The organism is Pseudomonadales bacterium, from assembly GCA_024234435.1.
GTDB lineage: Bacteria > Pseudomonadota > Gammaproteobacteria > Pseudomonadales > Porticoccaceae > JACKOF01.
Genome location: JACKOF010000003.1, coordinates 73,716 through 91,766 on the forward strand (window position 1 = coordinate 73,716; position 18,051 = coordinate 91,766).

General features: G+C 51.1%; 17 protein-coding genes. 4 read left to right on the top strand and 13 right to left on the bottom strand.

Annotated features, from left to right (window positions below):
- Positions 1-6: 6 nt before the first annotated feature.
- Complete coding sequence (locus H7A02_12900; protein ID MCP5173156.1) at positions 7-1,491, top strand: SLC13/DASS family transporter; 1,485 nt, start codon at positions 7-9, stop codon at positions 1,489-1,491.
- 9 nt (positions 1,492-1,500) lie between these two features.
- Here H7A02_12900 and H7A02_12905 read toward each other — a convergent pair whose 3' ends face one another.
- The 13 genes from H7A02_12905 to H7A02_12965 form a co-directional block, all read right to left on the bottom strand.
- The gene (locus H7A02_12905) at positions 1,501-2,349 is read right to left on the bottom strand and encodes a hypothetical protein (protein ID MCP5173157.1); all 849 of its coding nucleotides are present in this window, start codon (positions 2,347-2,349) and stop codon (positions 1,501-1,503) included.
- A 179-nt stretch (positions 2,350-2,528) separates the two neighbouring features.
- Positions 2,529-2,909: a lactoylglutathione lyase gene (gloA, locus tag H7A02_12910; GenBank protein ID MCP5173158.1), complete on the bottom strand. Its 381-nt coding sequence runs from the start codon at positions 2,907-2,909 to the stop codon at positions 2,529-2,531.
- A 90-nt stretch (positions 2,910-2,999) separates the two neighbouring features.
- Positions 3,000-3,599: a DUF1282 family protein gene (locus H7A02_12915; protein ID MCP5173159.1), complete on the bottom strand. Its 600-nt coding sequence runs from the start codon at positions 3,597-3,599 to the stop codon at positions 3,000-3,002.
- Positions 3,600-3,790: 191 nt separating this feature from the next.
- Complete coding sequence (locus H7A02_12920; protein MCP5173160.1) at positions 3,791-4,519, bottom strand: sulfite exporter TauE/SafE family protein; 729 nt, start codon at positions 4,517-4,519, stop codon at positions 3,791-3,793.
- A gap of 51 nt (positions 4,520-4,570) precedes the next feature.
- Positions 4,571-4,774 carry a cbb3-type cytochrome oxidase assembly protein CcoS gene (gene ccoS, locus H7A02_12925; GenBank protein ID MCP5173161.1) on the bottom strand — a complete coding sequence of 68 codons (204 nt, stop codon included), beginning with the start codon at positions 4,772-4,774 and terminating at the stop codon, positions 4,571-4,573.
- 58 nt (positions 4,775-4,832) lie between these two features.
- Positions 4,833-7,235, bottom strand: coding sequence for a cadmium-translocating P-type ATPase (gene cadA, locus H7A02_12930; protein ID MCP5173162.1), 2,403 nt, complete (start codon positions 7,233-7,235; stop codon positions 4,833-4,835).
- A gap of 25 nt (positions 7,236-7,260) precedes the next feature.
- Positions 7,261-7,767, bottom strand: a complete 507-nt coding sequence (locus H7A02_12935) for a FixH family protein (protein MCP5173163.1) — start codon at positions 7,765-7,767, stop codon at positions 7,261-7,263.
- An 85-nt stretch (positions 7,768-7,852) separates the two neighbouring features.
- Positions 7,853-9,292, bottom strand: coding sequence for a cytochrome c oxidase accessory protein CcoG (gene ccoG, locus H7A02_12940; protein ID MCP5173164.1), 1,440 nt, complete (start codon positions 9,290-9,292; stop codon positions 7,853-7,855).
- Between the two features lie 24 nt (positions 9,293-9,316).
- Entirely contained in the window at positions 9,317-10,213 is an 897-nt protein-coding gene (gene ccoP / locus H7A02_12945; protein MCP5173165.1) for a cytochrome-c oxidase, cbb3-type subunit III, read from the bottom strand.
- Positions 10,210-10,392 (bottom strand): cbb3-type cytochrome c oxidase subunit 3, encoded by a 183-nt coding sequence (locus tag H7A02_12950; GenBank protein MCP5173166.1) that lies wholly within the window; start codon positions 10,390-10,392, stop codon positions 10,210-10,212. The genes ccoP and H7A02_12950 overlap by 4 nt, the downstream gene beginning before the upstream one ends.
- Complete coding sequence (ccoO, locus tag H7A02_12955; GenBank protein MCP5173167.1) at positions 10,392-11,006, bottom strand: cytochrome-c oxidase, cbb3-type subunit II; 615 nt, start codon at positions 11,004-11,006, stop codon at positions 10,392-10,394. The genes H7A02_12950 and ccoO overlap by 1 nt, the downstream gene beginning before the upstream one ends.
- A 14-nt stretch (positions 11,007-11,020) precedes the next feature.
- Positions 11,021-12,460 (bottom strand): cytochrome-c oxidase, cbb3-type subunit I, encoded by a 1,440-nt coding sequence (ccoN, locus tag H7A02_12960; GenBank protein ID MCP5173168.1) that lies wholly within the window; start codon positions 12,458-12,460, stop codon positions 11,021-11,023.
- A gap of 123 nt (positions 12,461-12,583) precedes the next feature.
- Complete coding sequence (locus H7A02_12965; GenBank protein MCP5173169.1) at positions 12,584-13,804, bottom strand: argininosuccinate synthase; 1,221 nt, start codon at positions 13,802-13,804, stop codon at positions 12,584-12,586.
- Positions 13,805-13,956: 152 nt separating this feature from the next.
- Here H7A02_12965 and pyrC point away from each other — a divergent pair, with 152 nt between their 5' ends.
- From pyrC to H7A02_12980, 3 genes are all read left to right on the top strand, one after another.
- Positions 13,957-14,991, top strand: a complete 1,035-nt coding sequence (gene pyrC, locus H7A02_12970) for a dihydroorotase (protein ID MCP5173170.1) — start codon at positions 13,957-13,959, stop codon at positions 14,989-14,991.
- Positions 14,991-15,611: a ribonuclease T gene (gene rnt, locus H7A02_12975; GenBank protein ID MCP5173171.1), complete on the top strand. Its 621-nt coding sequence runs from the start codon at positions 14,991-14,993 to the stop codon at positions 15,609-15,611. Before pyrC ends, rnt begins: the two co-directional genes overlap by 1 nt.
- 126 nt (positions 15,612-15,737) lie before the next feature.
- Positions 15,738-18,017 carry an NADP-dependent malic enzyme gene (locus tag H7A02_12980; GenBank protein MCP5173172.1) on the top strand — a complete coding sequence of 760 codons (2,280 nt, stop codon included), beginning with the start codon at positions 15,738-15,740 and terminating at the stop codon, positions 18,015-18,017.
- The last annotated feature ends 34 nt before the right edge of the window (positions 18,018-18,051 follow it).

Here is an 18,051-nt window from a genome sequence, read left to right on the forward strand (position 1 = left end):
GCCTCAATGACCAGGACCTTAACAGGCAAGCACAAAAATAAGTCACACCAAAAATTTCAGTTGTTCTACCTGATACTGGGGCCAGCTGTCGCTCTGCTCGCCTACCACCTTGTGCCCGACCTGAGTGTAGGGCTTGACGGTAAACCCATTGCGTTTGGCACTGCCAGCAAAGTCACTGCAGCCCTTACTGCATGGATGGCTGTCTGGTGGCTCACAGAGGCGATACCGGTATACGCTACCGCCCTACTGCCAATGGCCATTCTGCCACTTAGTGGCGCACAGAGTATCCATGTCACTGCAGCCAGTTACGCTCACCCGATGATTTTTCTGTTTCTTGGCGGCTTTATTCTCGCGCTTGCACTGGAGCGATGGGAGCTTCACAAGCGCTTCGCCCTGAGAGTCATCCGCACAGTTGGTACCACGCCAAAAGTAGTTGTCGGCGGCTTTATGTTTGTCTCCGCACTGCTAAGTATGTGGATTACCAATACCGCCACTACTATGGTGATGTTACCCATTGCACTGAGCATTATTCATTTGCACCCGGATGACGACAGCAAACAGAACTTCTCCCTCTGCCTGCTGTTGGGTATTGCCTACGCCTCATCCATCGGTGGTATCGGAACTCTGATCGGTACAGTGCCCAACATGTTTACCGCGTCTTTCATAGCGGATCATCTGGGTACACCAATCAGCTTTGCCCGCTGGATGCTGATTGGTGTACCCATGGTGATCGTTATGGTTCCGTTAGCCTGGCTGTTACTGACCCGGTTTATTTACCCACCCGGATCGCAACCCATTGCCGAGTCTCAATTTGACTTGAGCACAACTCACTGGTCAACAGGAGGCAAACTGACCCTGCTTGTTTTTTTACTCACTGCCGCTGCCTGGATCACCCGCCCATTACTGGTAAAGCTACCGGGGTTGAGTGGGCTCACCGACAGTGGCATAGCCATTATTGCGGCACTATTGTTGTTTGTTATTCCAGCCAACCTTCCCGCTAACGGGCGAAAATGCCAGTTTCTGGTCGACTGGCAAACTGTCGAACGTCTGCCCTGGGGGATTTTGTTACTACTCAGTGGTGGTATTGCGCTGGCCAGTGCAATAAGCAGTTTCGGTATCAGCGAACTACTGGCCTTGCAGCTCAGTCAACTTGGTAACGTACAACCCGTCGTAATGACTTTGCTGGTGGTGACACTGATTATCTTTCTCACTGAAATAACCAGTAATACAGCGACAACCACCTCACTGGTACCGATTCTTTCAGCAATGGCTATTGGTATGGGTATAGACCCCTTAAGCGTCATTATTCCGGCTACTCTTGCAGCCAGCTGCGCCTTTATGCTGCCGGTAGCGACGCCGCCCAATGCCATAGTATTCGGCTCAAAGCTAATTCAGATTCCACAAATGGCAAGGGCCGGGATATGGCTTAATATCACGGGTATTTTTGTTATCAGCCTTCTCTGCCAGCTGCTTTTACAATACATTCATTGAAATTTTATCTTACTCTGCGGTCACCGGAACCGAATAGGAGTCAGTCGCAGGGTCAACCTGCTTCGCTGCTCGAACAGGCACATCAGGCAGGAACTTCGATGCGCCGTATACCGCCAGTGCACACATGACCAGCGTCAACATTGTCGCAGCCCACACGATGCCTTCGCTAAATTCAGCCTCGGACAGGTGCAAGGCAATGATAATCGGCCCACCAACACCACAGTTTGCGCCCATCATGGTAATGGGAAATAACAAAAACAATCCCATCAAAGCGGAAGGGCTGGTCGTTCGCCGCCACCACAACACCGCAACAAGCGTAAACAGCACGGTTTGAGTACCTTCCAGCACCCCGATCACCAGAGGATAGTTCCAGATCCTCATCACATAGGGGCCATAATAAGTGTAAACACCTACACCGGTACCAATCACCTCGAAAACACAAGAGGCTGTAATTTCTGCCAGCCAAACAAGGAAAAAAGTTTTCGCAGAAAGCCGACCTTCGTAAATCATTCGCCCTGCATACAGGCAAGCCGTGGCATAAAGAATAATATAACCGCTATGTGACCAGTTTGGCTGCACAATACCGAACGCAGTGAAGTGAGAGAACATGGCCCCCGGCTGACCATTATGTACATCGAAAAACCACAAATCGAAAGCAACGTCGTAGAGTGGCTCAACAAAAGCCCCCAGCCCTGCAGCTAAACAGGCAAGCACATAAAAAGGGGTACGCTGCTTAACGCCCATTCGCCAAGCGACAAGTAACATCACCAAAACAATAGCCCAGCTACCCCACGTGAAAACGTGTTGCCACACCAGATTCAGTTCACTCATCATGACTTCAGGTGACATTCGACCCATCATAAGTCCTCATCTAATTTACACAGCCGAAACTATAGGTAGCTATAGGGTTCAATACAAGAGACCTGTCACAACACCTTTTGAATGGCTTTATCGTGGCTCAACCGCTCGAGCGAGCATTGCTTTTCTTATCATCTATCCCAACACTGACTGCATAGCGCTGGCTGGACAATGATCGTTCAGTCCGACAATAGCTCCACTTTATAACCATCCGGATCTTCCACAAACGCCAAAACAGTTGAACCGTGTTTCACGGGACCGGGCTCTCTCACTACTTTGCCGCCACTTTGCCTGATTTTTTCGCAAGCAGCATAGACATCTTCAACACCAATGGCGATATGACCGTAGGCGTCACCCAACTGGTAACGACTGATATCCCAATTGTGGGTGAGCTCCAGCACCGTGGTTTCATCTTCTGGACCATACCCCAAAAATGCGAGGGTAAACCGGCCATCGGAATAATCCTTGCGTCGCAGTAACGTCATGCCCAGCACATCCGTGTAGAAGGCAATGGAAGCATTGAGATCCACCACCCGTAGCATCGTATGTAATAAGCGCATGGCTTTCTCCCCCACTCACCCGGTAAAACTTGCCCGACGCCTCAAGTAAAAGGCCGGGCATGTGCCCGGCCTCTACAATCCTGAATGCTACTAATTGGTAAATACCGGTGTAGCAATATACTCCCACAGAATGACGGTAGCTGTCAGCACCACCACCACATAAACCAGAGCAACCGCAAACGCTGCACTGGCGAATAAAAAACCCTGATCCTCAGGTATATTGACCACTTTTGGCAAGCCGATATACACCAGCCGAATGGCGTAACCGCAAGCCAATGTTGCCAGCAGTATATCCAGCCACCAGATTGGATAGGCGGCGGCAATCCCGGCCAGAAATATTGGCGTACAGCAATAGCCCATAAAAGCCACGCCCACATAATACTTCACATCAGACTGGTAAGTAGAGGACATCCAGGACAACATGCCACCCACGCAGACTACAGCCCCCATTAACGCAAAGTAGAACAATACAGCCAGAGGAATGGCACTTTCCGGCGTTATGCGAACAGGTTCATCGCCAATAATGGTCCAGCCGACCTTGGTCGTACCGATATAAAAGGCGATTGCTGGCAGCATGCCCATAAAAATAAAACCAAGCAGAGATTTCCTGGCATCTTTGGAGCCTAATTTAGCAATATCATCCCAGGTTTTTTGCGGGTCATACAACAACCCAATCGCGTGACCTAACATATGAATTCCCGTAACTTATTTTAAATGAGTTATCTTTTAATGTGAGTGAGTTATCAGTAATAGATAAACCGTTTTGAACTTTATATCATTTCAGCAGCGCGTTCCAACTGACTTGAATCAAATCGGCGTATTGTTTCCACGTCACCTGTACTTCAGTGGCATCCATCCCGCTATATGGCACGATCAAGCTGTCATTCATGACTATGCATCATGTGTAGATGCTCTGCTGAACCCGAATTTTGCCAACCGTGGTTCGTATGACCACTGTGATCGACAAAATAAACAGACCAGAGTGTCCAAAGACCGAATAAAACCAGAATCAACGCCATAGGCCAGCGCAAAGAGCGCCTCTGCAGCAGCGAACGCAACTGTTGAGAAAAAAGCCCCCCCAGCAACATGGCAGGCAGGGTACCTATGCCAAAAGCCACCATGACAAAAAAGCCGCTCACGGGGTCAGCCGATGCCGCCGCATAAGCCAGCGCACTGTACACCAGTCCACAGGGCAGCCACCCCCACAACAGACCAAAAGCAAACCCTTTGCCGGTGCTTCGAACCTGAAATAACCCGTTTGCTACAGGTTGTAGTTTTCGCCAGAGTTTTGCTCCCAGCCACTCAAGGTGCGTGAGAATTTTCCACCAATCCGCCAGATAACAACCCATTAGAATAAGTAACACACCCGCAATACTGCGCAAAACAGGCCCAAGTGCGAGATACTGGCTGCCCAGCTGACCTAACCATCCAACTGCCATTCCCGCCATCCCATAAGACGTAATGCGGCCAATGTTATAACTCAGCAGGATCGGCCAGCGAGCCACTTTTTCCCCGGTGGTACTTTTTTCCACGGAAAATCCAAGTGCAGTCACGATACCGCCGCACATGCCGGCGCAGTGTCCAGCGCCCATGAGACCAATCAAAACCATGGCACCAATTGAAAGAGCTTCGGAAGGGTTCATCACTGTCCGCTTGTCCGCCTATCGCTGCTCGTCAGGGTTCTTTTTATTATCGTTCTGTTTCAGCTCGCCTTTCTGTGGCTTGTCATCATGATCAAACAGCAGGCGCTCCCCCTCTCCATCAAGGTCATCATACTGGCCACTGTTAACAGCCCAGAAATAAGCCACCAACGCAATCACGCAGAAAATCAGTGATACCGGTATCAACAAATATAGACTTCCCACTTCATACCCCCCGACTGAAAAACAGCCGCCAATGACAAAACGTCTAATAAAATCACCCTCAGATGATATTCCGCCTCAATCGCAATGCATTCATAACAACCAACAACGAACTCCCGGACATGCCTATCGCTGCAGCCCAGGGCGGCACCCAGCCGGCCGCTGCCAACGGTAAGGCTGTCAAATTATACAGCAGTGCCCAACCGAGATTTTGCCGGATTACCCGTCTGGTACGACGCGCCATATACAAGGCCGTTACCAGTGTCTGTAGGTTACCTGACAATAAAATACTGTCGGCGTGAATCCGGGCAAGATCCGTGGCGCCCCCCATGGCAACAGACACATCAGCACCACTTAATACCGGCACATCATTGATTCCGTCACCGACCATTACCACACGTTGCCCGGTGGACTGCAGTGCCTGTAACTCTGTTAGCTTGCTTGCGGGTGACATGTCACCACGCCAGTGTTGTATCGATAACTGTTCCGCCATCACTGCCACCGCTGCGCTGCGATCACCGCTGAACAGCGAGACATTGACTGTTTTTTCAAGACTGGCAATCGCCTCTTGCGTGTTGGGCCGCAACTGATCCTGCAGAACAATCCAGCCTTGAAGCGAGGACTGGCTGGCAAGTAATAATGCCGTTTGCCCGGCGACCAGATCGGGAGCAGCGGGCAACGCATGATGCAGGGTTTCTGCAACAAATTCTGCTCGACCAATAGCCCACTCTTCGCCGCCGATTTCACCACTGATACCCTGGGTTACATGATGCCTGACATTCTCAACCACAGGCATATTGCCAATATTGAGAAATGCCTGAGCTATGGGATGCCGGGAATCCTGTTCGAGCGCGGCGGCTACCGCCTGCAACCTTTCGACACTGCTTGAAGTCAGAGGCATAACGGTCGCAATCGTCATACTGCTCAAAGTCAGGGTGCCAGTCTTGTCAAACACGGCGTGATTGACACTGGCCAGCGATTCGAGCGCCCGCCCATCAGTAATCAGAAACCCCCGGCGTCGCAATTCACCGGAAGCCACTGCCAGCGCTGCGGGCGTTGCCAGGGAAAGCGCGCAGGGACAAGTCACCACCAACACAGAAAGAACCACCCAGAGCATACGTCCGGGATCATGCTGCCACCACCAATAGCCCACTGCTAATGACAGCAGCAACACAACCGCGACAAAATAACCCGCCACCCGATCAGCCAAAAACACCTGCGATGGTTTCTGGGCCTGGGCCCGTTCCACCAGGTGCAACACCGCAGAAAGGCGGGTTTGCGTACCGACCGCCTCCACGTCAATGATCAACGGATGCTCACTGTTAATCGTCCCGGCGCTGACCGTGTCACCCCCTTGCTTGTGCACCGGCAAATACTCACCGGTGAGCACTGCCTCAACCACGGCACTTTCACCGCTGACTATTTGACCATCACAAGGAATGGTATCCCCCACAGCAACGCGGATCCGATCACCCGGTCTGAGGCTTTTTACCGGCACTGAAACAACATCATCTCCGTTTAATCGGGTTGCCACCGTCGGCAATAGCTGACCCAGCCCCTCGGCACTCAGTTCATTACGATGCCGGACCCGCATTTCCAGATAGCGACCGAGTAACAGGAAAAAAGTGAACATCGACACGGAATCAAAATACACTTCGCCCGTGCCAGCAATGGTAGCCCAGACACTGGCACTGAACGCCAGCCCTATCGCAATAGACACCGGAACATCCATGGTCAGATGACGCATCTTCAAGCTCCGCATGGCCGCTTTAAAAAAAGGCGCTGCAGAAAAGAAGACCACCGGAGAGGTAATAATCAGGCTCACCCAGCGAAGGTAGCTTTCCCACTCCACATCCATGCCCTGAAAAGAACCAGCATAGAGACCCACCGCTATCATGCCAGCCTGCATCATCGCCAGACCGGCAATACCCAGCCGTTGCAGAAAGCGACGATTCTCTTTGCTTCGAATAGCTTCGGCCTGCTCGTCGGTTACCGGGCGAGCCTGATAACCAATAGGCTCGAACGCTGACAGCAGACAACTCAGTTTTGTTTCAGACGAACGCCACTCGAGCAATGCCCGATGGGTTGTAACATTGACACTTGCCGAGATCACCCCCGGAATCTGTTTAAGGTGGTGCTCAATAAGCCAGGCACAGGCAGCACAGGTAATACCTTGTACCTGAACAGAAATTTGCCTGCGATCCTGGTCCAGAATAACAACAAATTCCTGTTGTACCTCTTCCAGGTCATAGGCTTCCAGAGCCGCTTGTTGATCACGCTCCGGCCTCTCGGAAAGGCGGGAACGAAACTGATAAAACTGCTCTAGACCACCATCCCGAATAGCAGTCGCTACTGCCTGGCAACCCGGACAACACATAGCCCGTGTTTGCTGGTCAATAATGACGGGGTAATCAACGCCACCGGTAATTGGCAAGCCGCAGTGATAACAGTCACCACTTTTCATGAGGTATGCATCATCAGCCAGCAGCTCATTGAGGCGCGAGCGTCACCTGATTGGCTTGAGAAAAGTCTATCTCACCATTAAGTCGCCAGCTTTGATCCAGAGGCATAATCCGCAGGTAATAGCGGTTATTCAAGCGTGCTTCCAGATCCGCACGGTAATAACCACTACTCACGGTACCGAGTTCCAGCTGCTGGTCTCTTTTTTCATCGGTGGGATGTAGTAACAACAATGTCAGTGGTCCATTAGCGGTCAGCTGACCGGTAACCTTCACCAGGATTTCACCGGTTTGCTGATCAATCACCAGCTCTGCACTGAGCCCAAGCTCCCGCGCCTTGTGATCCTGCTCCAGAACACGATTGATGGCCATGCCTTCACGATAATAATTGTCATTCACCAGAGTATCGGCATTTTCAAAGGCAACAAACACCATTGCAATCCCGGCAACAACAATGCTGGCGGGCAATGCAATTAAAAACCAGGGCCAGAATTGCCGATACCAGGGAAGGGTATCCAGATCTGAAAGTTTACTCAATTTGTTACCTAACTGTTGCTTGTACTGGGTTCAAGCCCACCCGATTAGAGCCGGTTGGCACGTTAACCCGCATGAGAATAATGTGCTAACGCCGCATGTGTGGACCAATAAATCGGTTTTCTTCGATTGCACGCAGTGTCGGACTGTCAACAGACTCGACCACAAAAGTAACATCAGCATTGGGCGAGTTCATCAATCCGGGGTCAAGTAGTACACCCACAGGCATACTCAACACTTCACCCTCTGCTACGTCTACTTCCACCGCACCACGGTATTGGAAATCGTACTCACCTTCAACCGAAATACGGTAACGGTGATCTTCAACATCCATATTATTGATTTTCAGGGTATAGATATTTTCCACCAGCCCCATACGGTTTTCCCGATACAGGACGTTGCGATCACGAATAATATCCACGACGAGAGGTGTTCTGGTCACAATGGTGTAATCGAACGCCAGTATCATGATGACCAGCACCGCCAGATAGCCAATCATTCTGGGACGTATGATATTGGTTTTGCCATGCTCCAGAGCATGTTCGGTAGTAAAAGAGATCAGCCCTCGCTCATAACCCATCTTGTCCATCACGGTATTACAGGCGTCAATGCATAACCCGCAGTCTATACATTCATATTGAAGGCCATGCCTGATATCGATCCCCGTTGGGCAAACCTGTACACAAAGCGAACAATCAACGCAGTCTCCCTTGCCCTCGGCATGATGATCCTGCCCCTTTTTACGGGCACCTCTGGGTTCACCACGGGCTTCGTCGTAAGAAACGACCAGCGTGTCGTGATCAAACATCACCGACTGAAAGCGAGCATAAGGGCACATATACATGCAAACCTGTTCGCGCAAAAAACCGGCATTCATAAATGTCATCACCGAGAACAATAAAGTCCAGAAAGCGGCTGCGGGATGTGCACTGAATGTAAACAGGCTGGGAATCAGTTCTCTGATCGGGTTGAAATAACCGACGAATGTGACACCGGTCAGAAATGCCAGCGCAACCCAGCTCAACCACTTTCCTCCCCGGCGGCGAACTTTGTTAAACGTCCAGGGCGCTTTATCGAGTTTTATACGCTGGTTGCGATCACCTTCAAACTTGTCTTCAAGGCTCATGAACAGCATGGTCCAGACTGTCTGTGGGCACGAAAAACCACACCAGACCCGACCAACAAGTACCGTAACCGTAAACAGGGCAAAAGCGCAGATGATCAAAGCCCAGGCGAGCAACATGAAGTCCTGTGGCCAGAAAGTGATATTGAATACGTAGAATTTACGGGATGGCAAGTCAAACCACACCAACTGACGGCCATCAAGATTAAACCAGGGAATCAGAAAAAAAGCGCCGAGCATGGGGAACCATGTCCAGCGCCGCAGATTCCGGAAAAACCCGGGGAGTTTCCGGGTTTGAATCTTTTCACGAGTCTGGTAAAGATCCAGTACCCGAATAGTTTCTTCGCTATTTTTGGCTTTGGCAGGGTCAACCTCATGTACTGCGGATTCACCAGCATCCTTCATCATACGATGACGCCTCTACTTCTGTTAGCGATTTTTAGACAAGCTGTATACGTACCCGGTCAGCAGGTGAATTTTATCCTCGCGCAGTAACTTGTCCTGCGCAGGCATCACGCCTTTACGGCCATTGCGAATGGAATGCCTGACCGCAGCAGGTGAACCACCATAGAGCCATGTACCATCTGTCAAGTTCGGCGCACCCAACGCCTGCAATCCTTTACCGGCAGCGCCATGGCAAGCTGCACAATAGGTAGCATAGGCCTCGCCGCCTTGCTCCGCCTTTGCTGCATCATGCTCGCGACCACTGAGTTTGAACACGTATTCGGCTACGTTATCAACACCTTCCGCACCAATAACATCACCCCACGCAGGCATTGCGCCCTGGCGACCATGGGTAATACTGGCCTTGATAGCCTCCGCAGTACCACCGTATAGCCAGTCGTTATCCGTCAGATTCGGGAAACCGTAGCTGCCACCACCATCCGACCCATGGCACAGGGAACAGTTGTTATTAAACAATCTGCTGCCCATCTTCATGGCTTCTGGATTGGCAATCAACTCTTCCGCTGACATATTGGAAAACTGGGCGTAGATAGGTCCGTACTTGGCATCGGCCTCGTCAATCTGCTCCTGCCACTGACCAACAGAAGACCAACCCAGAATACCTTTGAAGCTGCCAAGCCCGGGGTACAGTACCAGATAGATCAATCCGAAAATTACCGTCCCCACAAACATGTTAAACCACCACTTTGGCAGAGGGTTATCCAACTCTTCAATGCCATCATAAATGTGACCGGTTGTTTTTGCCTCACCATTGTCATCACCGCTTTGGTGAGTTTTACGGGTCGCAAACAGCAGCCAGGTACAGCCAGCAATGGTGCCCAACGTGATAACGATGATCCAGATACTCCAAAAAGTCGTCATAGTTCTTTCTGCCTATTTTTACTGTCCTTCTGGGGCGCGGACTGACCATCAACAAATGGCAACTGCGCCGCCTCTTCAAAATCTTTCTTTTTATGGCTGCTGAAAGCCCACCAGCAAATGCCCAAAAAAGCGAGCATCGCCATGATGGTACCGATACCTTGTAAAGTACCCTGGTCCATTAGCGTTTCTGCTTCAGCAAGGTGCCGAGCTGTTGCAAGTAAACAACCAGGGCATCGATTTCTTTCACATCACCACCGGCAAAGGGCTCTGCAGCCGAGGCAATATCATCATCCGTATAGGGAACACCCACTGTACGCAAGGCTTTCATTTTTGCGGCTGTGTGTTCACCAGTAACAGTATTTTCGAATAACCAGGGGAACGCAGGCATATTCGACTCAGGTACAACGTCACGAGGGTTGTACAAGTGCGCACGATGCCAGTCATCACTGTAACGGGCGCCAACACGGGCCAAATCCGGGCCTGTGCGTTTGGAGCCCCACAAAAACGGGTGTTCATAAACATGCTCACCTGCTACTGAATAGTGTCCGTAGCGCTCGGTTTCCGCGCGCATTGGCCTCACCATCTGGGTATGACAAACGTGACAGCCTTCCCGAATATAGATATCACGTCCCTCAAGAGCGATCGCAGGTAACGGTTTCAGGCCTGTTATCGGCTCGGTCGTTTCCTTTTGCCAGAACTGGGGGATCACCTGAGCCAGCGCACCAAAACTGATAGCCACAACGATAAGTACTATCATCAGGCCGATATTTTTTTCAATAATCTCATGCTTCACTGTGATGATCTCCCTTAGGCTGTTTCAGCAACAGGGTTGCTTGCCGCTTGCTTGTCAGACTTCACGGTACGCCAAACGTTGTAACCCATGATTAACATCCCGACGAAGAAGATTGATCCCCCCAGCAAGCGGACGTAATAACCGGGATAGCTGGCTTCAATAGATTCCACAAAACTGTAGGTCAATGTGCCGTCAGTGTTAAATGCGCGCCACATCAGCCCCTGGGCAATACCGTTGACCCACATCGATGCGATATAGAGAACCGTTCCAATCGTTGATAACCAGAAATGCAGGTTGATCAGGTTTTCGCTGTACATCCTGGCACGGTTAAACAGTACTGGAATCAGGTTATACATGGCGCCGATAGAAACCATCGCTACCCAGCCCAGAGCTCCGGAGTGAACGTGGCCAATGGTCCAGTCAGTGTTATGCGACAGCGAATTTACAGTCTTGATCGACATCATCGGACCTTCGAACGTGGACATACCGTAGAACGATAGCGACACCACCAGAAATCTCAGTGTTGAGTCGTTACGCAGCTTATGCCAGGCGCCTGAAAGCGTCATCATGCCGTTGATCATGCCGCCCCAGGAAGGTGCCAACAGAATCAGAGACATCACCATACCCAGGCTCTGAGCCCAGTCTGGCAGCGCTGAATACATCAGATGGTGCGGACCTGCCCAGATATAAACGGCAATCAATGCCCAGAAGTGAACGATCGACAGGCGGTAAGAATAAACAGGGCGTTCTGCCTGCTTTGGCACGAAATAGTACATCATGCCCAGAAAACCAGCCGTCAGAAAGAAGCCGACCGCATTGTGGCCATACCACCACTGCACCATGGCATCCATGGTTCCCGCGTAAGCAGAATAGGATTTCCAGAAAGTAACCGGTATTGCCGCACTGTTGCCCAGATGCAAGACCGCAACGGTGATAATAAATGCACCAAAAAACCAGTTGGCAACATAAATATGCTTGGTTTTACGCTTCATGATAGTCCCAAAGAAAACCACTGCGTAGGACACCCAAACCAGCGTAATCAGTATATCAATCGGCCATTCCAGTTCAGCGTACTCTTTCGCGCTGGTAAGGCCCAGCGGTAATGTTACAGCCGCTGACACAATGACCAGCTGCCAGCCCCAAAAGGTGAACGCCGGTAAAAATCCGCCAAACAGGGTAGCCTGGCAGGTTCTCTGAACAACGTGGTAAGCCGACGCAAACAGTGCACAACCCCCAAAAGCAAAAATAACAGCATTAGTGTGCAGGGGTCTCAGGCGACCAAAGTGCAGCCATGGCAGCTGCATATTGATATCCGGCCAAACCAGCTCGGCAGCAAGGATTACCCCTACCAACATACCAACAATGCCCCACACCACCGTCATGATGGCGAACTGCTTGACGACTTTTGTGTTGTACACCGGCTGCTCACCGGTCGATATCACATCACTACTCATTGTGCATTCCCGTAGATTAGAGTCCTGTTTAGGAGCCAAGTAAACTCAGCCCGCGTATTATTTTATTTCTGTGCCGGGCAGCAAATGACACAGATCAAATCAGCGGCAGTCAAACCACAACCGCTAAATTAATTTGCGATTTTTATTGGCTGCAATCCTCAACCGCAAAGCATTCAGCTTGATAAAGCCCTCTGCGTCTTTCTGATTGTAAGCGCCAGCATCGTCTTCGAAGGTAGCAATTTTCTCGTCGAAAAGGCTGTCTTCGGACTGGCGCCCCACTACAACCACATTCCCTTTATAGAGCTTCAATCGCACCTTGCCGTTAACAAACTGCTGGGATTCATCAATCATTTTCTGCAACATTTCACGCTCCGGAGACCACCAGTAGCCGTTGTAAATCAGCTCCGCATATTTTGGCATCAGACTGTCTTTCAGGTGCGCAACCTCACGGTCCAGAGTAATGGATTCGATAGCGCGGTGTGCTTTCAGCATCACGGTACCACCGGGCGTTTCATAACAGCCACGGGACTTCATACCCACATAACGGTTTTCAACAAGATCGAGCCGACCAATGCCATTGGCACCAGCGACTTCATTCAAGTGTCGAAGCACAACCGCTGGCGTCATTGGTCTATCATCAATAGCAACGATATCGCCCTTTTTGTAAGTGAGCTCAACATAGGTCGCCTGATCAGGCGCATTCTCGGGCGACACACTCCAGCGCCACATATCTTCTTCAGGCTCATTCCAGGGGTTTTCGAGCAAATCACCCTCATAAGAAATATGCAACAGGTTCGCGTCCATTGAATACGGTGATTTTTTCTTGCCACCAGAAAAATCGACCGGGATATTGTGCTCGGCGCAATAGTTCATCAGGGTTTCCCGTGAACCGAGATTCCACTCCCGCCAGGGCGCGATCACCTTCACACCCGGCTTCAGTGCATAAGCGCCCAACTCAAAACGCACTTGATCATTACCTTTACCCGTTGCGCCATGCGAGATGGCATCAGCACCCGTTTCATTGGCAATTTCAATCATTCTCTTGGCAATCAGAGGGCGGGCAATGGACGTACCCAGCAGATACTCCCCTTCGTAAATAGCGTTGGCACGAAACATCGGGTAGACATAGTCACGCACAAACTCTTCCTGCAAATCATCAATATAAATTTGCTTCACCCCCAGAGCCTTCGCTTTGGCCCGAGCAGGCTCTACCTCTTCTCCCTGACCTATATCAGCGGTAAAGGTCACAACCTCACACTGATAGGTTTCCTGCAACCAACGGACAATTACAGACGTATCAAGGCCACCGGAATAAGCCAACACCACTTTTTTAATATCCGACACAAGCACTCCTGGGGGAAAATATTGGATGAATTTTTTTGGGGCGCATATTTTAATATGCTCAACAGCAAAAGCACAGTAAACATCATGTTAATTTGCTGCTAATAACCAGCAATTACTGTCAAGCCAGCGCAGTTTCCGGTAGCATTCGCCCCATGAAAGAACTGACTATTACTCGCCCGGACGACTGGCACGTACATCTGCGCGATGGCGACGCACTGAAATCCACAGTTGCCGATGCAGCAAAGGATTTTGGCCGCTCGATCATCATGCCAAATCTGCTGCCGCCGATCGTCACCACACAACAGGCACTCGACTACAGAGACCGAATTCTCCAAAATAGGCCCGCCACCAGCCAGTGGCAGCCGTTAATGGTGCTGTACTTAACGGATAACACCTCGCCACAGGAAATAGCAACGGCAAAACGCTCGGGTAGTGTGTATGCCTGCAAATATTATCCCGCTGGAGCTACCACCAATTCTGATTCGGGCGTGACCGATCTGAAAAAAATCTTCCCGGTACTGGCCGAAATGGAAAAACAGGGGCTGCCTTTACTGCTGCATGGAGAAGTGACCGAACCCGGCATTGATATCTTTGACAGAGAAGCCGTATTTATTGACCGTTACCTGACTGAATTGACCGGAACCTTCCCGGCGCTAAAAATTGTTCTGGAGCACATCACCACCCGGCAGGGTGCAGAATTTGTTGCATCCGCATCAGACCATGTTGCCGCCACCATCACACCGCAGCACCTGCTGTTTAATCGTAATCATATGCTGGCAGGAGGCATAAAGCCCCACTACTACTGCCTACCCATTCTGAAACGCAACACACATCAACAAGCATTAATGACGGCTGCAACCAGCGGCAGCAGCCAATTTTTTCTTGGCACCGATTCCGCGCCGCACGCACAACGCAGCAAAGAAACGGCTTGTGGTTGCGCTGGCTGCTACTCCAACCATGCAGCAATGGCGCTGTACGCTGAAGCCTTTGAACGCGCTGATGCACTGGACAAGCTGGAAGGCTTTGCCAGCCATTTTGGTGCCGACTTTTACGGTCTGGCGCGCAATAGCGACACCATTACCCTGCAAAGATCTCCCTGGCAAGTACCTCAGACTGTCAAGCTGGGCACGGACAACATGGTGCCGCTCTGTGCCGGAGAAACCCTGAACTGGACAGTAGCCGAATAATGACCTGGCATCCCCCTATATCCGATCGCTTTCGCGGCTTCCTGCCGGTAGTTGTCGACGTTGAAACCGGCGGTTTTAATTCCGAAACCGACGCCTTGCTGGAAGTAGCCGCAGTAACCCTGGCCATGGACGATGATGGATTTCTCTTTCCGGATCAAACCCACTGCCACGCGATTATTCCCTTTGAAGGTGCCAACATCGAACAAGCGGCGCTCGATATCACCGGGATCAACCCGCATGATCCCAACCGCATGGCGATAGAAGAGGAAATCGCGCTCAAGGAATTATTCCAGCCCATCAGGGCCGCAGTAAAAGAAAGTCATTGTAATCGCGCCATCATGGTGGCTCACAATGCCCACTTTGACCTTGGCTTTGTCAACACGGCCGTGACCAGAAACGGTATCAAAAGAAACCCCTTTCACCCATTCTCCTGCTTCGATACCGCAACACTTTCAGGACTCGCTTACGGACAGACCGTTCTGGCCAAAGCCTGCGAAGTTGCCGGCATCAGCTTCAGCAACAAATCCGCCCATTCTGCTGCCTACGATGCCAACAAAACCGCCGAGCTGTTTTGCGGCATCGTTAATCGCTGGCAGGAATTAGGCGGCTGGAGCTCATAACCCGGACATGCCACCCGTTAAAAACGACTAAACGCTTTTTACACATGGTTTTTTGTTATCAGCTCACGTTAGAATACGGCACCACAAAACAGTGACCAATTGATCAGCAATAACTCAGGAAACACCATGGCCGATTCATTTAAAGAGAGCGCACTTCGCTACCATACAGATCCGACACCCGGCAAACTGGAAATTCGCCCGACCAAACCGCTGGCCAATAAACGGGATCTGTCACTGGCTTACTCTCCCGGTGTTGCCTATGCCTGTGAGCTTATTGTGGAAGATCCCAACAGCGCTGCCAGCGTCACCTCTCGCGGCAACCTGGTTGGCGTAGTCACAAACGGTACAGCCGTACTCGGACTTGGCGCAATAGGGCCTCTTGCCTCCAAACCGGTTATGGAAGGCAAGGCCGTGCTGTTCAAGAAATTTGCCAATATTGATGTGTTTGATATTGAGATTAGCGAAACAGACCCGGACAAACTGGTTGAAGTTATCGCCTCACTAGAACCCACCTTTGGCGGCATCAATCTGGAAGACATCAAGGCCCCCGAATGCTTTATTGTGGAGCAAAAGCTGCGTGAACGCATGAGCATTCCCGTGTTTCACGACGACCAGCACGGTACCGCTATCGTTGCCGCAGCGGCTGTCTACAACGCCCTGCGAATCGTCAACAAGAATATTGGCGACATCAAGCTCACCGTTACCGGAGCAGGAGCTGCCAGCATTGCCTGCGTTGATTTGCTGGTGAGTATGGGCCTCACTCGCGATAACGTTCGCATGCTCGATCGCACCGGCGTTATTTACGCAGGCCGCCAGGAAGGCATGAACCAGTGGAAAGAAAAATACGCCGTCGATACCACTGACCGCACCCTGGACGACGCCATTGAAAACAGCGACCTGTTCATGGGGCTTTCCGGGCCAGGCATCCTCACCGGCGATATGGTCAAAAAGATGGCCAACAAACCCATCATCTTGGCAATGTCCAATCCTGTGCCGGAAATCATGCCGGAAGAGGTCAAGGCCGCACGCCCTGATGCCATTATTGCCACCGGACGCTCGGACTACCCGAATCAGGTTAACAACGTACTGTGCTTCCCCTTTATTTTTCGCGGCGCACTGGACTGCGGCGCAACCGTCATCAACGACGCCATGAAACAGGCCTGCGTCAAGGCAATTGCGGATCTGACTCACCGCGAAGCCACAACAGTGGTAGCCCAGGCGTACGATGATGAAGAACTGAAATTTGGCCCGGAATACCTCATCCCTAAACCCTTTGACCCGCGCCTGATTGAAGAAATACCTCTTGCCGTCGTCAAGGCGGCAATGGAAAGCGGCGTGGCCACCCGCCCTATCGATGATCTGGCTGCTTATCGCACCAAACTGCACTCCTACGTCAGCCGCAGCCGACTGTTCATGCAACCAGTGATTGAGCAAGCGAAAAAGCATCCCGCTCGCATTGTTTATGCTGAAGGTGAAAATGACGATGTCCTGAGAGCCATTCAGGCGGTCGTTGATGAACAGGTTGCCAAACCGATTCTGGTTGGGCGCCCCACAGCTATTGAAAACAAAATAATCGAGATGAACCTGCGTCTGAAGGCGGGCGACGACTACGAAGTACTGAACCCTGAAGAAGGCGATCACCATGACAACTACTGGAAACATTTCCACGATTGTGTCGGTCGCTCCGGTGTTTCCGTTGAAGCCGCCAAAACGATCATGCGCACCAACAGCACCGTTATTGCAGCAACCATGGTAGCCCTGGGCGATGCCGACGGGCTTATCTGTGGCAAGGTTGGCCGCTTTGACAAACACTTGCGGGACCTGATCAGCATCTTGCGACCCGTGGACGACAAAAGGCACTTATCTTCCGTGTGCGCTCTCTTGCTCGAAAGCGGCCCTTTGTTTTTGGCGGACCCATTTATCAATGTTGATCCTTCAGAAGACCGAATAGTTGCAACAACCAAAAATGCTATCGAGTTTGTCAAACGCTTTGGCATAACACCCAAGGTCGCCCTGCTATCACATTCAAACTTCGGCACCTACGACGATCCACAAGCACACAAAATGAAACGAGCTTCTGCACGCTTGCGCCATGAACTGCCCGAGCTGGAAATTGATGGAGAAATGCACTCCCTCTCTGCCATGAACGAAACACTGCGTAACAGCATCAACGCCAACAACAACATTACTGGTGCGGCCAACTTGCTGATCATGCCAAACATGGATACCGCCAGTATCGCGCTGGGCCTGATCCGATCACTGACCAATGCCCGGCTTATCGGCCCCTATTTAAGTGGCCTCACGAAACCGGCTCACATCATGATTCCTTCTGTATCAGAGCGAGGCATACTCAATACCACGGCGCTAACTGTGGCAGATATCAACCTGCTGAAGGGAAATGGCTGACACGCGGCAACATGCCCGCGCAAACAAAAAACCG